We start from the raw sequence: 20,095 nt of genomic DNA on the forward strand, positions 1-20,095 counted from the left end.
AGGTGCGTCGGCCACACTGTCCGGGTGACGACGCACAGTGACGGTTCGGCGAGCGGCGATGGTTCGGCGAGCGGCGATGGCCCGACGCGGGTGCTGGTCCTCGGCAGCACCGGGTCGATCGGGACGCAGGCGCTCGAGGTGATGGCAGCGCGCCCCGATCGGTTCACCGTGGTCGGCCTCGCCGCGGGAGGCGGCTCGATCGACCTGCTCGCGCGCCAGATCGCGGAGACCGGCGTGACGGACGTGGCGGTGGCCGATGCGGACGCCGCGTCGCGACTCGACGTCCCCGGAGTGCGTACGGGGCCGGACGCGGCGACGCGACTGGTGCGCGAGACCGAGGCGGACGTCGTTCTCAACGGGTTGGTGGGATCGCTCGGGCTGGCGCCCACGCTGGCCGCGCTCGAATCCGGTGCCCGGTTGGCGCTGGCCAACAAGGAATCCCTGGTCGCGGGTGGGTCCCTGGTCACCGACGCGGCGGCGCCCGGCCAGATCGTCCCGGTCGACTCCGAGCACTCGGCGCTCGCCCAGTGCCTGCGCGGGGGCCGCGGCGAGGAGGTGGCCCGCCTGGTGGTGACGGCCTCGGGCGGACCGTTCCGCGGCCGCGACCGCGCGGGTCTCGAGTCGGTGACTCCCGAGCAGGCGGGCCAGCACCCCACGTGGTCCATGGGCCCGATGAACACGCTGAACTCCGCCACGCTGGTGAACAAGGGCCTCGAGGTGATCGAGGCACACCTGCTGTTCGGCATTCCGTACGACCGCATCGACGTGACGGTGCATCCGCAGTCGATCGTGCACTCGATGGTCACCTTCACCGACGGATCGACCCTCGCGCAGGCCAGTCCGCCGTCGATGCTGCTGCCGATCGCGCTGGCCCTCGGGTGGCCGGACCGAGTCGCGGACGCCGCGCCCGCGCTGGATTTCCGGTCGGCTCACACCTGGGAGTTCGAGCCGCTGGACGACGCCGTCTTCCCGGCCGTCGCCCTCGCCCGCCGGGCCGGGGAGCTCGGCGGCTGTCTCACCGCGGTGTACAACGCCGCCAACGAGGTCGCAGCCGAGGCGTTCCTCGCCGGCGCCCTGTCCTTCCCTCGTATCGTGGACGTCGTCGCCGATGTCGTGGAGGACGGCGCGGACCGCTGGTCGGCACCTCCGGCCGGCGTCGACGACGTCCTGGAGGGCGACGCGTGGGCCCGTGACCGCGCGCGCACTCTCGCAGCACAGAAAGGCCGTTCCTGACGATGATGTTCGTTCTCGGCGTCGTCGCGTTCGCGGTGTGCATCGGCATCTCGATCGCACTGCACGAATGCGGGCACATGTGGGTGGCCAAGGCCACCGGCATGAAGGTCCGCCGGTACTACATCGGCTTCGGTCCGAAGATCCTCTCCTGGCGTCGCGGGGAGACCGAGTACGGGCTGAAGGCGATCCCGGCGGGCGGATTCTGCGACATCGCCGGGATGACGGCGGTCGACGAACTCGCGCCCGACGAAGTCGATCGCGCGATGTACAAGCAGAAGACGTGGAAGCGCCTGGCCGTGATGTTCGGCGGGATCGCCATGAACTTCGTGCTCGGTTTCGCCCTGCTCTACACCCTGGCCCTCGGGTGGGGGCTGCCGAACCGTGACACCTCGGCGACCGTGGCCGGCACCCAGTGCGTCGCACCGCAGGACGCCGAGGGCGAGATCGCGCCGTGCACCGGTCCGGGGCCGGCGGGCGCGGCGGGCATTCGTGCCGGCGATGTCGTCACCGCGGTGAACGGCACGCCCACGGCGACCTTCGCGGACGTCGTCGCGGCGGTCCAGAACGCCGAGGGCACGGTGGACGTGACCGTGGACCGCGGCGGCGACACCCTGACTGTGCCCGTCGAGGTGCAGCGGACCGAGCGCCTGTTCTCCACCGCGACGGCGGACGATCCCGACGCGACCGAGCTGCGGACCACCGGCGCGATCGGGGTCGCGCGCACCCCACTGACCATCCAGTACGACGCCCTGTCGGCCGTGCCGGGCGCGATCTCGTTCGCCGGGTACACCGGCGTGGAGACGGTCAAGGCGATCGTCGACCTCCCGCAGAAGGTCGGCGCGCTGTGGACGTCGGTCACCGGTGGCGAGCGCTCGGCGGACACGCCGATCTCCGTGGTCGGGGCCAGCGTCATCGGCGGTCAGGCCGCCGAGCGCGGACTGTGGGAGCTGTTCGTCGGACTGCTCGCGACGCTGAACTTCTTCCTCGGCGTGTTCAACCTGTTGCCGCTGCTGCCGCTGGACGGCGGGCACATCGCCGTGACGATCTACGAGGGCGTGCGCAACCGCATTCGCGCGTTGCGAGGTCTCGGTCGCGGGGCGCCGGTGAACTACCTCAAGCTGATGCCGTTGACGTACGTGGTGATCGCGATCGGCGGGGCGTTCATGCTGTTGACGCTCACGGCAGACATCGTCAATCCCATCGACCTCTTCCCGTAACTAGACTGGTGTGCAGTCGGCCGGTGGCCGCTGTGCAGTCGGCCGGTGGCCACCGGCGGGCGACGAAAGGACAGACGTGACCGTAGGACTGGGCATACCGGCCGGACCGCCCCCGGTGCTCGCACCGCGACGGAAGACCCGCCAGCTCCAGGTGGGCAGCGTGGGGGTCGGCAGCGATCACCCCATCTCCGTGCAGTCGATGTGCACCACCAAGACGCACGACATCAACTCGACCCTGCAGCAGATCGCGGAACTGACCGCGTCGGGCTGCGACATCGTGCGCGTCGCGTGCCCTCGGCAGGAGGACGCCGACGCCCTCGCGACGATCGCGCGCAAGTCGCAGATCCCCGTCATCGCCGACATCCACTTCCAGCCGCGCTACATCTTCGCGGCCATCGACGCCGGGTGCGCCGCGGTCCGGGTGAACCCCGGCAACATCAAGGAATTCGACGGCCGGGTCAAGGAGGTCGCGAAGGCGGCCGGGGACGCCGGCATCCCCATCCGCATCGGCGTCAACGCCGGATCGCTGGATCCGCGCCTGATGCAGAAGTACGGCAAGGCCACCCCGGAAGCGCTCGTGGAGTCGGCGCTGTGGGAGGCGTCGCTGTTCGAGGAGCACGGCTTCGGCGACATCAAGATCTCGGTCAAGCACAACGATCCCGTGATCATGGTGGAGGCGTACCGCCAGCTCGCGGCGCAGTGCGACTTCCCGCTGCACCTCGGCGTGACCGAGGCCGGGCCCGCGTTCCAGGGCACCATCAAGTCGGCCGTCGCCTTCGGTTCGCTGCTCGCCGACGGCATCGGTGACACCATTCGCGTCTCCCTCTCGGCGCCGCCGAACGAGGAGATCAAGGTCGGCACGCAGATCCTGCAGTCGCTGAACCTCCGGCCGCGCAAGCTCGAGATCGTGTCCTGCCCGTCCTGCGGACGCGCGCAGGTCGACGTCTACACGCTGGCCGATCAGGTCACCGCGGGACTCGAGGGAATGGAGATCCCGCTGCGCGTGGCCGTCATGGGCTGCGTCGTCAACGGTCCCGGCGAGGCGCGGGACGCGGACCTCGGAGTCGCGTCGGGCAACGGCAAGGGGCAGATCTTCGTCAAGGGCGAGGTCATCAAGACCGTGCCGGAGGCGCAGATCGTCGAGACGCTGATCGAGGAGGCCATGCGGATCGCGGAGACCTTCGAGGGCGACGCCGACGCGGGGTCGTCCCCGGTGGTGTCCGTCGGCTGACGCCGACGGCCGACTCCCGGCGAGACGCCGATGCTCAAGCTTCTCGGCGCGAAGGCGCTGACACGACGCGACACCGAGGAGGTCCTGCGCGTCCTGCGGTCGGACCCCGTCGCGTCGTGCATGGTCGCGGCACGCATCGAGGAGTCCGGCATCGAGCCGAGGGTCAACCACGGCGAACTCTGGTCGCGTGGCGGTCCGGCGTCGTCGCTCTGCTTCTCCGGCGCCAATCTGGTGCCGTTGCGGGGCGAGGGCGACGATCTGCGCAGTTTCGCCGACCGCGCCCTGCGCGGGCCGCGGATGTGCTCGTCGCTGGTCGGCCGAGCCGAGCTCACGTTGCCCATCTGGTCGATGCTCGAGCCGGACTGGGGTGCGGCGCGGGAAGTACGGGCGGAGCAGCCGCTCCTCGCCCTGTCCGCGCCGCCGGTCCTCCGGGATCCGCAGGTGCGTCGCGTCACGGCCGACGAGATCGACGTCTATCTCACCGCGGCCGTCGCGATGTTCATCGAGGAGGTCGGCGTCGACCCGCGTGCCGGTGACGGCGGACGGGGATACCGTCGCCGCATCGCCGACCTGATCGCCGCCGGTCGTGCGTGGGCGCGGTTCGAGGACGGCCAGGTGGTGTTCAAGGCGGAGGTCGGCTCCCTCTCCCGCGACGTCGGGCAGATCCAGGGGGTCTGGGTGCATCCACTGTGGCGTGGCCGCGGTCTGGGGTCGATCGGCACCGCGGCGGTGGCCGCCGCCGTCGTCGCCGGGGGCCGCACGGCGAGCCTCTACGTCAACAGCTTCAACGTGCCCGCGCGGCGGGCGTACGAGCGGGTGGGGTTCCGGCAGGTGGGAACCTTCGCGACCGTGCTGCTGGACTGAGCGGCGCCCAGCCCCGCCTCCTGCGTGTCGGGCCCGGCGGGCAGGCACGCGGTCCTACGATGAGACCCGATGATCTCCCGTTCCGTCGCCGCGATGCTCGCGGTTCTGCTCGCCGTGGCCCTGGGTGCGTGCACCCCGAAACCGCAGGGTCCCGAGTCCGCGGCCGATACGTTCGTCGCCGCGCTGGCGGAGCGGGACAGCGCGGCCGCGGCCGCCGGGACGGACCGACCGGACCTCGCGGCCGGCGCGATCGACACCGCCTGGGACGGACTGCAGGCGGAGTCGCTCGAAGCGAGCACCGGCGCGGTGACCGTGAGCGGCGACACCGCGACCGTCGACTACACCTACACCTGGCACCTGCCGCGGGATCGCACCTGGACCTACGACGGGGTGCTGCGGATGGGACGCCGCGGGGGTGACTGGGTGGTCCGGTGGAACTCCACCGACCTGCACCCGTCGCTGGGCGACACGCAGACGATGGTGCTCCGGTCCACCGCCGCCCCGCGGGCGCGGGTCAACGAACACGCGGGCTCGGACGTCCTGGTTCCCGGCACCGTGTTCGGCGTGTCGTGGACCGTCGACGGGCTCGCGTCGGACCGGGTGGTGTCGACGGCGCGTGCGCTCGAGCGACTGCTGCGACCGTTCGACGAGTCCATCACCGCCCAGTCGACGGTCGAGTCCGCGACCGCCGCGCGCGGTGCGTACCGCGTGGTGACGCTGCGCGAGGAGGACTACGACGCCGTGTCGGCCGAGCTGGGCGCCCTGCCCGGGATCGCCGTCACCGAGGAGTCGGACCTCGTGTCGACGGACCGGACCTTCGCGCCGGACCTGGTGAGCCAGGTCAAGAAGACCGTCATGGACCGCGTCGACGGCGCGGCGGGGTGGAGCGTCGTCGCCGTCAACGCCAACGGCGCCGACGTCGGCGTCCTCACCGAGACCGCGCCGGAACCGGTGCCGTCCATCAGCATCAGCCTCGATCGGCCGGTTCAGGTGGCCGCGCAGAACGCGGTGAACGTCTCCCGCGACCAGGCGATGATGGTGGTGATGCAGCCGTCGACCGGCGACATCCTGGCCGTGGCGCAGAACGAGGCCGCCGATCGCGACGGCCCGGTCGCGTCCATGGGCCTGTATCCGCCGGGGTCGACGTTCAAGATCGTCACGGCGGGCGCGGCCATCGCGGAGGGTCTCGCGACTCCGTCCACCACCGTGCCGTGCCCCGGTCGCATCGTGATCGGTGAGCGCAGCGTGCCCAACTACAACGAGTTCTCGCTCGGCGACGTCTCGATGAGCACGGCGTTCACGCGATCGTGCAACACCTCGTTCGCCAAACTCGCCAGCGAGATGGGGCCCGACGACCTGACCAGCGCGGCAGCCATGTTCGGCATCGGCCCCGAGTACACGGTGACGGGCCTACCCACCGAATCCGGTTCGGTTCCGCCCGCGCCGGATCTGGTGCAGCGCACCGAGGACGGATTCGGCCAGGGCAAGGTGCTCGTGTCCACGTTCGGCATGGCGCTCGCCGCGGCGACCGTGGCGCACGGCAGTACGCCGGTGCCGCGGCTGATCCAGGGCGAGGACACGACGATCGAGGGGGAGCGGCCGGCGGTCGATCCGGCCGTCGTCGACGGGTTGCGCGGCATGATGCGGTCGGTGGTCACCAGCGGCACGGCCGACCGGATCGCCGATCAGGGCGAGGTCTACGGCAAGACCGGCGAAGCGGAGGTCGACGGCGGATCGCACGCGTGGTTCGTCGGGTATCGCGGCGACCTGGCGTTCGCCACGCTCGTCGTGCGCGGCGGCAGTTCCGACAACGCCGTCGCCGTGACGCGAGACATGATCACGGCGCTGCCCGAGGGCTACTGACCGCGGACTACGCTCGGGGCATGGCTGTCCGCACCGTCCTCGAACCCGGCACCGTCTCCGACGTGCTCCCCGTCCCCAAGCACATCGAGCGGCCGGAGTACGCCTGGAAGAAGACCGCCCGCGAGGGTTCGGAGCCCTGGGTGCAGACGCCGGAGACCATCGAGAAGATGCGGGTGGCGTCGCGCATCGCCGCGCAGGCACTGCGGGAGGCGGGCAACGCCGTGGCTCCGGGCGTGACCACCGACGCGCTCGATCGCATCGCCCACGAGTACATGATCGACCACGGTGCGTACCCGTCGACGTTGGGCTACAAGGGTTTTCCCAAGTCCTGCTGCACCTCGCTCAACGAGGTGATCTGCCACGGCATCCCCGACTCGACGGTGATCCAGGACGGCGACATCGTCAACATCGACGTCACCGCGTACATCGACGGCGTCCACGGGGACACCAACGCGACCTTCCTCGCCGGGGACGTCTCCGAGGAGGCGCGGCTGCTGGTCGAGCGGACGCACGAGGCCACGATGCGGGCCATCAAGGCCGTCAAGCCGGGCCGAGCGCTCAACGTCGTGGGCCGGGTCATCGAGTCGTACGCGAACCGGTTCGGGTACGGCGTGGTGCGGGACTTCACCGGCCACGGGGTGGGCACGACGTTCCACAACGGCCTGGTGGTGCTGCACTACGACGAGCCGACCGTTGACACCGTCATCGAACCGGGCATGACGTTCACGATCGAGCCGATGATCAACCTCGGCGGCATCGACTGGGAGCAGTGGAACGACGGGTGGACTGTCGTCACCAAGGACCGGTCGTGGACTGCGCAGTTCGAGCACACCCTCGTCGTCACCGAATCCGGCGCCGAGATCCTCACCCTGCCGTGACCCCGTCGCCGCTCGCCGGCGCACTGCTCGTGGCGGGAACCACGTCGGACGCGGGGAAGAGCGTGCTGGTCGCCGGGCTGTGTCGGCTGCTCGCGCGGCGGGGCGTGCGCGTCGCGCCGTTCAAGGCGCAGAACATGTCCAACAACTCGGTGGTGACGCTCGACGGCGGAGAGATCGGCCGCGCCCAGGCGCTGCAGGCGCGGGCGTGCGGCCTCGAACCCAGCGTGCGGTTCAATCCGGTGCTGCTCAAGCCCGGTGGCGACCGGACGTCGCAACTGGTGGTCCGGGGTCGGGCCACCGGATCGGTCGGCGCGCGCGACTACGTGGCCCATCGCGAGGCGCTGCGCGCCGTCGTCGCGGAGGATCTGGCGTCGCTCCGCGCCGAGTTCGACGTCGTCCTCTGCGAGGGCGCAGGGTCACCGGCCGAGATCAACCTGCGCGCCACGGACCTGGCCAATCTGGGCCTCGCGCGGGCGGCGGACCTGCCGGTGCTCGTGGTGGGCGACATCGACCGTGGGGGAGTGCTGGCGCACTTCTTCGGCACCCTGGGCATCCTCGATCCGGCGGACCAGGCGCTGATCGCGGGGTTCGTCGTCAACAAGTTCCGGGGCGATCCGGCGTTGCTGCAGCCCGGCCTCGACACGCTGCGCGAGCGCACAGGCCGGCCCACCTACGGCGTGATGCCCTTCGACGAGGGCCTGTGGCTGGACGCGGAGGATTCGTTGGGGACGACGGCCGACGCTCCGGTGGGACGGCCCCGTCCACCCGTCGGGACCCAGTGGTTGCGGGTCGCCGCGATCCGCCTGCCGCGTGTGTCGAACTCCACCGACGTCGAGGCGCTGGCGTGCGAACCGGGGGTCAGCGTGCATTGGGCCACCGAGCCGTCACGGTTGGTCGACGCCGACCTGGTGGTGCTGCCCGGCTCCAAGGCCACCGTGCACGACCTGGAGTGGTTGCGCCGCACCGGCATCGCCGACGAGATCACGCGGCGGGTCGAGCGCGGCGGTCCGGTCCTGGGCATCTGCGGGGGATACCAGATGCTGGGTCGACGCATCGCCGACGAGGTGGAGTCGGGCGCGGGTGTCGTGGCCGGGCTCGGCGTGCTCGACCTCGAGATCGACTTCCGGCCGGACAAGGTGCTGCGTCGGGTGGAGTCGCCGAACGGGTTGCGCGGGTACGAGATTCATCACGGACGCGTCGTGCATTCGGCCGATCCGGCGTGGTTCGACGGCGCGGACGGCGCCGGGGAGGGCAGCGCGCGGTCGGCCGTGTGGGGCACGCACTGGCACGGACTGCTCGAGAACGACGCGTTCCGGCGGGCGTGGCTGACCGACGTCGCCGACCGGGCGGGTCGGCGCGGGTTCGTCGTCGCGCCCGATACCGACGTGGACGCGCTGCGCACGGCCCAGGTGGACCTGCTGGCGGATCTCGTGGAGAACTCCCTCGACGTGGACGCCGTGACGACGCTCCTCGCCGAGGGAGTTCCCGCGGACCTGCCGGTGCTCACCGTGCGGTGAGTCAGACCGTGGTGCGGCGTAGCACCGCCCACACCCCGGGGGTGGCCAGCGCGGTCAGCGCCAGCGGAAGCAGCACCATCGTCACCGACCGGGGAGCGTCGGCGATCGCCGTGCCCACCGGCACCCACCAGCTCTGCCACGTGAAGACGACCACGACCACGCCGAGGGCCAGGGTGGCCAGCAGACCGGTGGCCCACATTCCCACCGCGCGCCACCGAAGGTAGATCGCGCCGGCCAGGACGCCGACGGTGTTCGCGAGCGCGATCACCGTCACGAAGAACGCGAACTCCGTGACGACGGAGCCGGCGACGGGGGCGCTGAGCGAGAACAGTCGCATGCCGACGCCGAATCCGTCGGTGACGCGTTCGACAGCCGACAGCGCGATCATCAGCGTCCCGAACAGCAGCGCGTGGATCACGACGACGGCGGTGGTGGCCCGGAAGAACTCCCAGCGGGTGACGCCCAGACCGGAGACGAACGGGAAGAACTGGTTGACCGACTGCGCGAACAGGACGAGGCCGAAGAAGAACACGAACGACGCGCCGCCGGTGTTGACCTCCGCGCTGCCGCGGGGGACCAGCGCGAGCACGGTCCACGTGATGCCGGCGATGACCGCCAGGATCCCGATGGGCCACAGGAACGCGATCTGCCAGTTCTGCGCATGCACGCGGGCGACGGCCGTGAGGCGTGACCGGGCGGGGGCCGCGGCGGACGGAGGAGCGAGAACCGTACTCACGAGGACACCTTTCGACGGGTGGTGCTGGCGACCACGAACTGCTGGAGGGACACCGGTTCGACACTCAGGCCGGCGGCGCGGGCGGCGGCGAGTGCCGCGTCGGCGAGGGGGCCGTCGACGGTGCTGCGCGCCATCGACCCCATCGACTCGTGGTGCAGCACCGACAGGCCGGTGGTCACGTCGGCCACGCTGTCGGCGCGCCCGCTGATCGTGACGGCTCGACCGCGCAGGCCCTCGGCGTCGTCGTCGACCACGATGCGTCCGCCGTCGACCACCACCACGCGGTCCACCAGATCGGCCACCTCGTCGATCAGGTGCGTCGACAGCACCACCGTGCGCGGATGCTCGGCGTAATCGGCGAGCAGACGGTCGTAGAACAGCTGGCGGGAGACCGCGTCGAGGCCGAGGTACGGCTCGTCGAACAGGGTGAGCGGTGCGCGCGAGGCGAGTCCGACCACCACGCCCAGCGCCGACGTCATCCCGCGGGAGAGCTTCTTGACCTTGCGTCGACGGGGAAGGTCGAAGTCCGCCATCAGGTCTCGGGCGAAGGTCTCGTCCCAGCGCGGCAGGATCGCGGCGGCGGCGTCGAGCACCTGTCCCACGCGGAAGTCGTCCGGGTACCGCTGGCTCTCCTTGACGAAGCAGACGTCCCGCAGTACCGCGTCGTTCTCGAACGGGCTCCCGCCGAACACCGACACCTCGCCGCCGTCCGCCCACTGCTGTCCCGTGAGGATCTGCAGCAGCGTCGTCTTGCCGGCGCCGTTGCGGCCGAGCAGACCGTGGATCGCGTGCTCGTGCACGTCGAAGGAGACGTCGACGAGGGCGTCCACGTCGCGGAAGCTCTTGCGCACGTTGCGCACCGAGACCACCGGCGCGGTCATCGTGCCCCCTCCCGTGACGCCGGGGCCGGCGCGGCCGCGCGGTCGGAGATCATGCCCATGATCTCGTCGGGTCCGAGGCCGAGCTTGCGGGCCTCGGCCACCAGGGGTGTGACGTACTGCTCGGCGAAGCGCTCGCGGCGCCGGAAGCGCAACGCGTCGCGGGCGCCCGTGGTGACGAACATTCCGATACCTCGCTTCTTGTAGAGGATGCCGTCCGCGACGAGGTGCCCGAGGCCCTTGCCGGCGGTGGCGGGGTTGATGCGGTGGAACGCGGCCAACTCGTTGGTCGACGGCACCTGCGCCTCTTCGGCGAGCGACCCGTCGATGATGGAGTTCTCGATCATCTCGGCGATCTGCAGGAAGATCGGCCGACCGTCGTCGATCACGAGGACCACCAGGTGCATTGGTTGGGTGGTTCATTACTCATGTAATTAACCATAGAAGCTCGACGACGGCGGCGCAAGACTCCGCTCGGGTAGCGTCGCTGACCATGCAGACGCAGACCGTGTCGGTCCCCGCAGGAAACGTCGTGGTGCGAGTCGACGGACCCGACGCCGGTCACGCCGTCCTGCTGCTTCCGGACACGTCCGCGGCGCCGGACTCGTTCGACGACACCGCATCCCGGCTCACGACGTCCGACCTCCGCACCGTCGTGGTCGAGCCAGGCGTGGGCCTCGGCGACAACGATCTGATCGCGCTGCTCGACGCCCTGAAACTGCCCTGGGTCAACCTGGTCGGCCGCGGAGACGGCGCCGACCGCGCCTGGTCACTGGCCGCCCGCACCTTCGGTCGCGTGTCCAGCCTGGTGGTGATCGACCGCGGACACCCCGCCGTCCACGGCGACACGTCCTGTCCCGCAGTGGAACTGCGCACCACGATGGTGGTCACCGACCCGTCGGCGCAGGAGGCCGCTTCGGCGAGCAGCCGCTACGTCTACGGCGACTATCGGGTGATGCCGCTCGACACCGGGGACCCCGCCGCCGCGGCCGCTGCCCTGGCCACGGAGGTCGTGATGCGTACCAGCGCCTGGTAGGGCCCGCAGGCGCCGCGATCCGCGCGAGTTCCAGTGATCCGCTGCTGCTGCAGGCGACGCGGAGTGCTGGAACCGGCGCGGATCGGCCGACCGCTAGAGGTCGAGGCCCAGGAGCGCGTTCTCGACCACCTCGGGGAGGGCGGGGTGGATCCAGTACTGGCCGCGGGCGATCTCCCGGACGGTCTGCCCGAAGGTGATGGCCTGGATGAGCGGCTGGATCACCGTCGGAGCCTGCTCGCCGATGATGTGCGCACCGAGCAGACGCCCGGTGGCGCGGTCGGCGACGACCTTGCACAGCCCCTCGTGGTCCTCCATGGCCCAGCCGTAGGCGACGTCGGCGTACTTCTGCACCTTGACGGCGACGTCGTACCCCTGGTCGCGGGCCTCGCGCTCGGTGAGGCCGACCTCGGCAATCATCGGGTCGGTGAAGATCGCCGACGGGACGTAGCGGTGGTCGAACGTCGCCCATCCGGTGGTGTCGGTCCAGTCGGGCCGCAGCACGTTGTCCTGCACCACGCGCGCCTCGGCGTTGGCGACGTGCTTGAGCTGGTACGGCGAGGACACGTCACCCAGGGCGAAGACGCCTTCGGCGGTGGTGCGGCCGAACTCGTCGACCCGGATGCCGCCGTCGTCGCGCAGCTCGATGCCGGCGGCCTCGGCGCCGATGCGGTCGCCGTTGGGCACGCGACCCGCCGCGACGAGGAGAGCGTCGCCGGTGACCTCGGAGCCGTCGGACAGCGTGACGACGACGGTGGAGCCGTCCTCGCGGGCGCCGACGGCCTCGACTCCGCGCCGCACGTCCCACTTGGCCGCGGCGAGATCGGTGAAGTGGGCGGAGAGCTCCTCGTCGGACTTGCGCAGCATGCGGTCCTTGCGGACGAGCACGGTGACGCGGGAGCCGAGGGCGGAGAAGACGTGCGCGAACTCCGCGGCGATGTACCCCGACCCGACCACGATCAGGTGTTCCGGTAGGTCCTTCAGCCGCATGATGTCGTCGTTGGTGTGGTATCGGACGCCGCTGGTGGCGATGGCTTCGGGGATCACCGGGCGGGACCCCGCGCCGACGACGACGCGGTCGGCCGTGACGATGCGACCGTCGCCGGTGTCGATCCGACGCGGCCCGACGAACGTCGCGTGCGAGGAGTACAGCGTGACGTTGGGGGAGCCGTCGCCGCGCCGATAGTTCTCGCCGCCCTCGGCGATGGGGTCGATACGACCGAAGACGCGGTCGACGATGTCCTGCCACCGGACCCGCTCGAGGCGGGCGTCGATGCCGTAGCGCTCGGCGCGGCGCACGGTGTTGGCGACCTCGGCGGCGTAGACGAACATCTTGGTGGGGATGCAGCCCACGTTGATGCAGGTGCCGCCGAAGATCGACTCCTCGAACATGGCGACGGACAACCCGTCGAACCGCTCGTCGAGGATGGTGTTGGCGGAGCCGGACCCGATGATCGCGACGTCGACGTGCTGCTCCCTCGTGCTCATGCGCCGGTCGCCATCTCGGCGTGGTCGCCGCCGGTCGCGGCGTCACCGCCGACGGTCGCGGCGGCCCGCGCCTCGTGATCGTCGAGCCACGCGTCGAGTTCGTGGAACGCCCGCGCGAGGGGCTCGTCGGTGGAGAGGAAGACGTCGTGCCGCGCGCCCTCGACGGGCACGACGGTGGTGCGGTTGCCGAGGCAGCCGGCCCAGCGGGCGATCTGTCGGACGTCGAGCACCGCGTCCGCGGCGTCGACCTCGGGAATGTACTGCTTGGAGAAGCGGGTGACCTTGGACCGCAGGATCAACGACGGAACGCCGACGTCCAGGCCCCGATGGAGACGCGCGTGTCCCCGGCGCACGGCGCGGATCCACCCCAGCTTGATGGGGAAACCGGCGAGCGGCTTCCAGGACAGGTCGTAGCTCCAGTCGCCGCGTGCCTGCGCGCTGATGGACGAGCCGTACGTGTCGAGCCCCATGCCCGGCAGATCGCGCTTCGGTGCCACCTTGCCCAGAACGCCGAGCGCCACGGTGCCGACACTGCGGACCAGGGGCGGGCCCTGCAGGTCGAACCACGGGCTGTTGAGGATCAGCCCGGCGACCCCGGCCGCGGCGCTGCCGCCGGCGTGTTCGAGACGGTCGAGCCACAGCGGGACGATCAACCCGCCGGTGGAGTGGGCGGCCACCAGGACCGGGGCGCCGGTCTCCTCGCGCACGACGGCCAGGGCGCGGTTCAACTCCTCGTCGTAGAGCTCGAGGTCGGAGACGAAGTGCGGCGACTGGCCCTCGTCGAGGGAGCGCCCGCACTTGCGCAGGTCGAGTGCGTGGAACGCGTAGCCCCGGTCGACGAAGTGCTCGGCGAGGTGGCGCTGGAAGAAGTAGTCCGTGAACCCGTGGACGTAGAGAACCGCTCCGCGCGGCGTCGCCGGGGCGCGCCGGGACCGCACCAGGGTGGCCCGCACCTGTCCCTCGCCGTCGGGGTCGAGGCCGAGCGGTATGGTCAGTTGCTCGTAGTCGTCGCCGAGTACGTCCGGCGCCCATGTAGTCACCCTCACACAGTAGATGGCGTGAGAGCGGGGTCGCGAGGGGCACAATCGGGTACACCTCCGGTGGCGTGACGCGGGAGCGCGGCACCTGCCGTGGACAGAACTCGAGGCGAAGGAAGTCGATCCAGCCGTGGCCGAACACAAGCAGAACCAGCAGTCCGCGTCGTCGGAGAAGCTCGACGTGGTGCTCATCGGCGCCGGCATCATGAGCGCCACGCTCGGCACCCTCCTGCACCAGGTGGAGCCCACCTGGTCGATCGGTCTGTTCGAGCGGCTCGATGCCGCCGCCGCCGAGAGCTCGGATCCGTGGAACAACGCCGGCACCGGCCACTCGGCCCTCTGCGAGCTGAACTACACGCCGCAGCAGAAGGACGGCACGGTCGACATCACCAAGGCGCTCACCGTCAACGAGCAGTTCCAGGTGTCCCGGCAGTGGTGGTCCCACGCCGTCGAGACCGGCGTGCTGTCCGATCCGGAGAATTTCATCAATCCCATTCCGCACGTGAGCTTCGTCCACGGCGCGGACAACGTGAAGTACCTGCGCGCCCGGTACGACGCTCTCTCGACCAACCCGCTGTTCCCCGGCATGGAGTACATCGACGACGCCGACGAGTTCGCCCGTCGTCTCCCGCTCATGGCCGCCGGCCGCGACTTCACCGACCCGATCGCCCTGAACTGGTCCGACGGCGGTACCGACGTCGACTTCGGTGCGTTGACCAAGCAGCTGCTCAACAACCTGTCCGCGGTCGGGGCGTCCGTGAACTTCGGGCACGAGATCCGCGATCTGTCGAAGAACTCCGACGGCTCGTGGACGGTCAAGGTGTACAACGGCCGCACCGGTGCGACGCGCAAGATCGTCGCCAAGTTCGTCTTCGTCGGCGCCGGCGGCGGCGCTCTGCCGCTGCTGCAGAAGTCCGGCATCTCCGAGGCCAAGGGCTTCGGCGGTTTCCCGGTCAGCGGCGAGTGGCTGCGGTGCACCAATCCCGCACTGGTGCAGCAGCATTCGGCCAAGGTCTACGGCAAGGCGTCCGTGGGCGCCCCGCCGATGTCCGTCCCGCACCTCGACACCCGCGTCATCGGCGGCAAGCCGGGACTGCTGTTCGGGCCCTACGCCGGATGGTCGCCCAAGTTCCTCAAGAACGGCAAGATGACCGATCTCATCGGCTCGGTCAAGCCGAACAACCTGTTCTCCATGCTCGGCGTCGGTATGACCGAGATGGCCCTCACCAAGTACCTCATCGGTGAGCTCCTGCAGTCCGAGGACGACCGCGTCGACACCCTGCGCGAATTCATGCCGCAGGCGAAGGGCGAGGACTTCGAGCTCGTCACCGCGGGTCAGCGCGTGCAGGTCATCCGCCGCAAGGGCAAGGGCGGCGTGCTCGAGTTCGGTACGGCCGTCGTGAACGCCGGAGACGGCACCATCGCCGGTCTGCTCGGCGCGTCGCCGGGTGCGTCCACCGCGGTGCCCGCCATGCTCGAGGTGATGCAGCGGTGCTTCGCCGACCGCTACGAGTCCTGGAAGCCGACGCTGACGGACATGGTGCCCTCACTCGGCACCAAGCTCGCCGACAACCCCCGCCTGTTCGACGAGGTCTGGGCCCACACCACACGCGTGCTGCATCTGGACCGCAGCGCCGCCGAGCGCGGAGTCGCTTCCGCCGCCGACGGTGTGGTAGCACTCTGACATGACGACAGCGACGGCAGCACTCAAGCGTTCCTGGGCCCAGGATCTGTCGAACGAAACCCTCTACGAGCTCCTCAAGCTGCGCGTCGAGGTGTTCGTGGTGGAGCAGGCCTGCGCCTACCCCGAGCTCGACGGCAAGGACCTGCTGGCCGACACGCGGCACTTCTGGCTCGAGCGGGACGGCGAGGTGGTCTGCACCCTCCGTCTGCTCGAGGAGCACGACAACGGCGAGACGTCCTTCCGCATCGGACGCCTCTGCACGCACCGGTCCTCGCGCGGTCAGGGCCACACCACCCGGCTGCTGCGCGCGGCGTTGGCCGAGGTCGGCTCGGCGCCCTGCCGTATCAACGCGCAGAGTTACCTCGTGGAGATGTACGCCAAGCACGGCTTCGTCCCCGACGGCGAAGAGGTGCTCGAGGACGGCATCCCGCACACCCCCATGCGCCGTGGCGGCGGGAGCCCGTGGCAGGACAAGTGACCGTCGGCTATCCCTTCTCGGCCGTCGTCGGCCAGGATCGTCTGCTGCTCGCTCTCACTCTCTGCGCGGTACACCCCGGCATCGGGGGAGTGGTCGTGCGCGGCGAGAAGGGCACGGCGAAATCGACGGCCGTGCGCGCGTTGGCAGCACTGCTCCCGCCGGTGCGTGACGACGACGGCGAACGCCCGGCGCGTCTCGTCGAACTCCCCGTCGGGGCCACCGAGGACCGGGTGATCGGCTCGATCGACTTCGAGCGCATCGTGCAGGACGGCACGCGCGCATTCACCCCGGGCCTCCTGGCGTCGGCGGACCGTGGGATCCTCTACGTCGACGAGGTCAACCTGCTCCACGACCATCTGGTCGACCTCCTGCTCGACGCCGCGGCGATGGGCCGGGTCCACGTCGAGCGCGACGGCATCTCTCGCTCCTACCCGTCGCGGTTCGTCCTGGTCGGCACCATGAATCCGGAGGAGGGCGAACTCCGCCCGCAGTTGCTCGACCGGTTCGGGCTGGCCGTCGACGTGGCCGCGTCCCGTGACGTCGACACCCGCATGGACGTCGTGCGCCGACGTCTGGACTTCGAGTTCGATCCCGTCGCCTTCGGTCAGCGGTACGCCGACGCGGACACCGCCGTCGCCGAACGCATCGCCGCCGCGCGGGCCCGTCTCGACTCCGTCGTGTTGCCCGACGCGGAACTGCGCCGGATCGCCGCGGTCTGCGCGGCCTTCGACGTCGACGGCATGCGCGGCGACCTCGTGGTCGCCCGCACGGCCGTCGCCCACGCCGCCTGGCGCGGCGCCGACGAGGTCACCGAGGACGACGTCCGCGTGGCCGTCGAACTCGCCCTGCCGCACCGCCGTCGACGCGACCCCTTCGACGCCCCCGGACTCGACGACGGCGCCGTCGACGACGCCATGGACAAGGCGGCGGAGTCCGTGGCCGAGCACGAGCCGGATCCCGACCCCGACCCCGACGGCGACGGGCCCGACGACGGCGGCGGCGCCCCCGAGCCGACCGACGCACCGGACGCGCCGGATCCGCCGTCCGCGGCGCCCGAGCAGTCCGACGAGGCGTCCGATCGCCGCGCCCCCAGCGGCACGAACCCGGCGTCGATCGGCGCGAGTTACGACACCCGGCTGCTGCAGATCGACGGGGTGGGCGAGGGATCGCCGGGACGACGATCGCGGGCACGCACCACCAGCGGGCGCGTCGTGCGCGCCACCGACTTCGCCGGCGGCAGCCTGCATCTGGTGGGCACGCTGCTGCGGGCGGCCGAGCGCCGCGACCCGACGGCGTCGGGTCGACTGTCCATCGCCGGTGCGGACCTGCGGGGCGCCGAGCGCGAGGGCCGCGAGGGCAACACCATCGTGTTCGTCGTCGACGCCTCCGGGTCCATGGCGGCGCGGGATCGGCTCGAGGCCGTGACCGGGGCCGTCGTCTCCCTGCTGCGCGACGCCTACCAGCGGCGCGATCGCGTCGCCGTCGTCTCCGTGCGCGGCACCGACGCCGAGATCCTGGTGCCGCCCACGCGCTCGGTGGACGTCGCCGTGACCCGGCTGCGTCGCGCGCGAACCGGCGGGCGCACACCGCTGGCGTCGGGGTTCCTCACCGCGCGCGAGCTCGTGGCGCGCGAACGGGTGCGCGAGCCCGGCCGCCGAGCTCTCGTCGTCACCGTCACCGACGGCCGCGCCACCGGTGGCCCCGATCCCGTCGACCGGGCTCGACGCGCCGCCGCGGCCCTGGCCTCGGACTCGGTGGCGTCCGTCGTGGTCGACTGCGAGACCGGCATGGTGCGACTCGGTCTGGCCCGCGACCTGGCGCGGGCGCTCCGCGGCACCCACGTCACCCTGCCCGAACTGTCCTCGGCGAGTGTCGCGGGCGTCGTCCGCGCCGCCGCGGCCTGACGAGAGAAGTCCTGTGCCCCGAGGTGTTCCGCTGCCCGGCAGCGTTCCCGACGACGGTCTGACCACCCGGCAGCGTCGCAATCAGCCCGTGCTCGCGGTCCACACCGGCGCCGGCAAGGGCAAGTCGACCGCGGCGTTCGGGATGGCGCTCCGGGCGTGGAACCAGGGTTTCGACGTCGCGGTGTTCCAGTTCGTCAAGAGCGCGAAGTGGAAGGTCGGCGAGGAGTCGGTCTTCCGGACCCTCGGCGACCTGCACACGGAGACCGGAGTCGGCGGCGCGGTCGAGTGGCACAAGATGGGGTCCGGCTGGTCCTGGTCGCGCAAGCAGGGCGACGAGGTGGACCACGCCGAGGACGCCCGCGAGGGATGGCGGGAGATCGCGTCGCGGATCGCGGCGGAGCGGCACCGGTTCTACGTCCTCGACGAGTTCACCTACCCGCTGCACTGGGGCTGGATCGACGTCGACGAGGTGGTCGAGACGCTCACCTCCCGGCCGGGACAGCAGCACGTCGTGATCACCGGCCGCAACGCACCGGCTGCGCTGATGGACGCCGCCGATCTGGTGACCGAGATGGCGAAGGTCAAGCACCCCATGGACGCCGGCCGCAAGGGTCAACGCGGGATCGAGTGGTGACGGACTCCCTGCCGGCCGTCGTCGTGGCCGCCCCGTCGTCGGGCAGCGGCAAGACCACGATCGCCACCGGCATCATGGGCGCGCTGCGCGCGGCGGGGCATCGAGTCGCCCCGTTCAAGGTGGGACCGGACTACATCGATCCCGGCTACCACACGGTGGCCGCGGGACGGCCCGGCCGCAATCTCGACGCCGTGATGATCGGCTCCGACGCCCTCGTGCCGCTGGTGCGGTGGGGTGCCCGGGGCAGCGACATCGCCGTGATCGAAGGTGTGATGGGCCTGTTCGACGGTCGCATCGAGACCGGGGACTCCGCCGATCCCGCCGCCGAGGGATCGACGGCCGCCGTCGCGACGACGGTCGGTGCGCCGGTGATCCTCGTGATCGACGCGCGCGGCCAGAGCCAGAGCGTCGGCGCCGTGGTGCACGGGTTCGCGACGCACGACCCGCGCGTTCGTCTCGGCGGGGTGATCCTCAACAAGGTGGGCAGTGCGCGCCACGAGGCGGTGCTGCGGCAGTCGTGCGAGCGGGTCGGGGTGCCCGTGCTGGGCGCGATCCCGCGGTCCGGCGCGCTCGACGTCCCGTCACGCCACCTCGGCCTGGTCACCGCCACCGAGCACGGCGACGCAGCGGTGGCGGCCGTGGAGGCGATGGCGGCCCTGGTGGCCCGGCACGTCGACCTCGAGGCGGTGGTCCGGCTGGCGCGCACCGCGCGGGTTCCGGCGGCGACGGCGTGGACTCCCGACGCCGCCGTGGGCGAGATGCCGGCCGGTCCGCGACCGGTGGTGGCGGTCGCGGGCGGTCCCGCGTTCACCTTCGGCTACACCGAGCACGCCGAGATCCTCGCCGCCGCCGGCGCGGAGGTGGTGACGGTCGACCCCCGCGTCGACCGCCTGCCCGACGACGCCGCGGGCCTGGTGGTGCCGGGCGGGTTCCCCGAACTGCACGCGGAGGACCTGGCCGCCAACCACGATCTCCTGGCCGACGTCCGGGCCCTCGCCGACCGCGCCGCCCCCATCCACGGCGAGTGCGCCGGACTGCTCTACCTCGCCACCGCCCTGGACGGGCACACCATGGCCGGGGTGCTGGACCTCGACGCGGAGTTCGGGTCCGGTCTCACCCTCGGGTACCGCGACGCCGTCGCGACCACCGACTCCGTCCTGTTCGACGCCGGCACCCGCGTGACCGGCCACGAGTTCCACCGCACGCGTGTCGTCCGCGCCGGCGATCACCCGACGGCCTGGGCGTGGCGACGCGACGGCGAGACCGTCCGAGAAGGCGCGGTCGGCGCGTCGGGCCGCGTCCACGCGTCGTACCTGCACACGCACCCCGTGGCGACGGCGGGCGCGCTGGTGCGCTTCGTGGCGGCCTGTCGGTCCGTCCGCTTCGGGTAGATCCGTCCGTTTTCGCGTGCTCGCCCGCC

The 20,095-nt window shown here is 71.2% G+C and carries 18 protein-coding genes; 13 read left to right on the plus strand and 5 right to left on the minus strand.

Features of this window, described 5'->3' with window-relative positions:
• Positions 1-24 precede the first annotated feature (24 nt).
• From dxr to HQ603_RS11480, 7 genes are all read left to right on the plus strand, one after another.
• The gene (gene dxr, locus HQ603_RS11450; RefSeq protein ID WP_371831043.1) at positions 25-1,233 is read left to right on the plus strand and encodes a 1-deoxy-D-xylulose-5-phosphate reductoisomerase; all 1,209 of its coding nucleotides are present in this window, start codon (positions 25-27) and stop codon (positions 1,231-1,233) included.
• Positions 1,234-1,235: 2 nt separating this feature from the next.
• Entirely contained in the window at positions 1,236-2,450 is a 1,215-nt protein-coding gene (locus HQ603_RS11455; protein ID WP_222684665.1) for a M50 family metallopeptidase, read from the plus strand.
• A 76-nt stretch (positions 2,451-2,526) separates the two neighbouring features.
• Positions 2,527-3,681, plus strand: a complete 1,155-nt coding sequence (gene ispG, locus HQ603_RS11460) for a flavodoxin-dependent (E)-4-hydroxy-3-methylbut-2-enyl-diphosphate synthase (RefSeq protein WP_308126473.1) — start codon at positions 2,527-2,529, stop codon at positions 3,679-3,681.
• Positions 3,682-3,711: 30 nt separating this feature from the next.
• Entirely contained in the window at positions 3,712-4,545 is an 834-nt protein-coding gene (locus HQ603_RS11465) for a GNAT family N-acetyltransferase (RefSeq protein ID WP_222684666.1), read from the plus strand.
• A gap of 69 nt (positions 4,546-4,614) precedes the next feature.
• A complete protein-coding gene (locus tag HQ603_RS11470) occupies positions 4,615-6,408 on the plus strand; it encodes a penicillin-binding transpeptidase domain-containing protein (RefSeq protein WP_222684667.1) in 1,794 nt (597 codons plus the stop codon).
• 20 nt (positions 6,409-6,428) lie between these two features.
• Positions 6,429-7,286: a type I methionyl aminopeptidase gene (gene map, locus HQ603_RS11475; protein ID WP_222684668.1), complete on the plus strand. Its 858-nt coding sequence runs from the start codon at positions 6,429-6,431 to the stop codon at positions 7,284-7,286.
• Positions 7,283-8,803 carry a cobyric acid synthase gene (locus HQ603_RS11480; RefSeq protein WP_222684669.1) on the plus strand — a complete coding sequence of 507 codons (1,521 nt, stop codon included), beginning with the start codon at positions 7,283-7,285 and terminating at the stop codon, positions 8,801-8,803. Before map ends, HQ603_RS11480 begins: the two co-directional genes overlap by 4 nt.
• Before the next feature lies 1 nt (position 8,804).
• Here HQ603_RS11480 and HQ603_RS11485 read toward each other — a convergent pair whose 3' ends face one another.
• The 3 genes from HQ603_RS11485 to HQ603_RS11495 are packed head-to-tail and all read right to left on the minus strand — an operon-like array spanning position 8,805 to position 10,806.
• Positions 8,805-9,539, minus strand: coding sequence for an ABC transporter permease (locus HQ603_RS11485; RefSeq protein ID WP_222684670.1), 735 nt, complete (start codon positions 9,537-9,539; stop codon positions 8,805-8,807).
• A complete protein-coding gene (locus HQ603_RS11490; RefSeq protein ID WP_222684671.1) occupies positions 9,536-10,420 on the minus strand; it encodes an ATP-binding cassette domain-containing protein in 885 nt (294 codons plus the stop codon). The genes HQ603_RS11485 and HQ603_RS11490 overlap by 4 nt, the downstream gene beginning before the upstream one ends.
• On the minus strand, positions 10,417-10,806 hold the full coding sequence (locus tag HQ603_RS11495) for a GntR family transcriptional regulator (protein WP_222684724.1): 390 nt from the start codon (positions 10,804-10,806) through the stop codon (positions 10,417-10,419). Before HQ603_RS11495 ends, HQ603_RS11490 begins: the two co-directional genes overlap by 4 nt.
• 104 nt (positions 10,807-10,910) lie before the next feature.
• On the opposite strand from HQ603_RS11495, the gene HQ603_RS11500 reads away from it, so the two are divergent.
• Positions 10,911-11,453, plus strand: coding sequence for an alpha/beta fold hydrolase (locus tag HQ603_RS11500; RefSeq protein WP_222684672.1), 543 nt, complete (start codon positions 10,911-10,913; stop codon positions 11,451-11,453).
• Positions 11,454-11,546: 93 nt separating this feature from the next.
• Here HQ603_RS11500 and mtr read toward each other — a convergent pair whose 3' ends face one another.
• Positions 11,547-12,938 carry a mycothione reductase gene (gene mtr / locus HQ603_RS11505; protein ID WP_222684673.1) on the minus strand — a complete coding sequence of 464 codons (1,392 nt, stop codon included), beginning with the start codon at positions 12,936-12,938 and terminating at the stop codon, positions 11,547-11,549.
• A complete protein-coding gene (locus tag HQ603_RS11510) occupies positions 12,935-13,978 on the minus strand; it encodes an alpha/beta hydrolase (protein WP_222684674.1) in 1,044 nt (347 codons plus the stop codon). The genes mtr and HQ603_RS11510 overlap by 4 nt, the downstream gene beginning before the upstream one ends.
• A gap of 127 nt (positions 13,979-14,105) precedes the next feature.
• Here HQ603_RS11510 and mqo point away from each other — a divergent pair, with 127 nt between their 5' ends.
• Genes mqo through HQ603_RS11530 form a run of 5 tightly spaced genes read left to right on the plus strand, consistent with a single transcriptional unit; the run spans position 14,106 to position 20,066 of the window.
• Positions 14,106-15,659, plus strand: coding sequence for a malate dehydrogenase (quinone) (mqo, locus tag HQ603_RS11515; RefSeq protein ID WP_308126474.1), 1,554 nt, complete (start codon positions 14,106-14,108; stop codon positions 15,657-15,659).
• A gap of 1 nt (position 15,660) precedes the next feature.
• Positions 15,661-16,137: a GNAT family N-acetyltransferase gene (locus HQ603_RS11520; protein ID WP_222684675.1), complete on the plus strand. Its 477-nt coding sequence runs from the start codon at positions 15,661-15,663 to the stop codon at positions 16,135-16,137.
• Positions 16,122-18,041, plus strand: a complete 1,920-nt coding sequence (locus tag HQ603_RS11525) for a VWA domain-containing protein (RefSeq protein WP_222684676.1) — start codon at positions 16,122-16,124, stop codon at positions 18,039-18,041. Before HQ603_RS11520 ends, HQ603_RS11525 begins: the two co-directional genes overlap by 16 nt.
• 13 nt (positions 18,042-18,054) lie before the next feature.
• Positions 18,055-18,675 carry a cob(I)yrinic acid a,c-diamide adenosyltransferase gene (gene cobO, locus HQ603_RS18950; protein WP_308126475.1) on the plus strand — a complete coding sequence of 207 codons (621 nt, stop codon included), beginning with the start codon at positions 18,055-18,057 and terminating at the stop codon, positions 18,673-18,675.
• The gene (locus HQ603_RS11530) at positions 18,672-20,066 is read left to right on the plus strand and encodes a cobyrinate a,c-diamide synthase (RefSeq protein WP_308126476.1); all 1,395 of its coding nucleotides are present in this window, start codon (positions 18,672-18,674) and stop codon (positions 20,064-20,066) included. The genes cobO and HQ603_RS11530 overlap by 4 nt, the downstream gene beginning before the upstream one ends.
• The last annotated feature ends 29 nt before the right edge of the window (positions 20,067-20,095 follow it).

It is taken from the genome of Rhodococcoides corynebacterioides (genome assembly GCF_019834675.1).
Taxonomy (GTDB): Bacteria; Actinomycetota; Actinomycetes; order Mycobacteriales; family Mycobacteriaceae; genus Rhodococcoides; species Rhodococcoides corynebacterioides_A.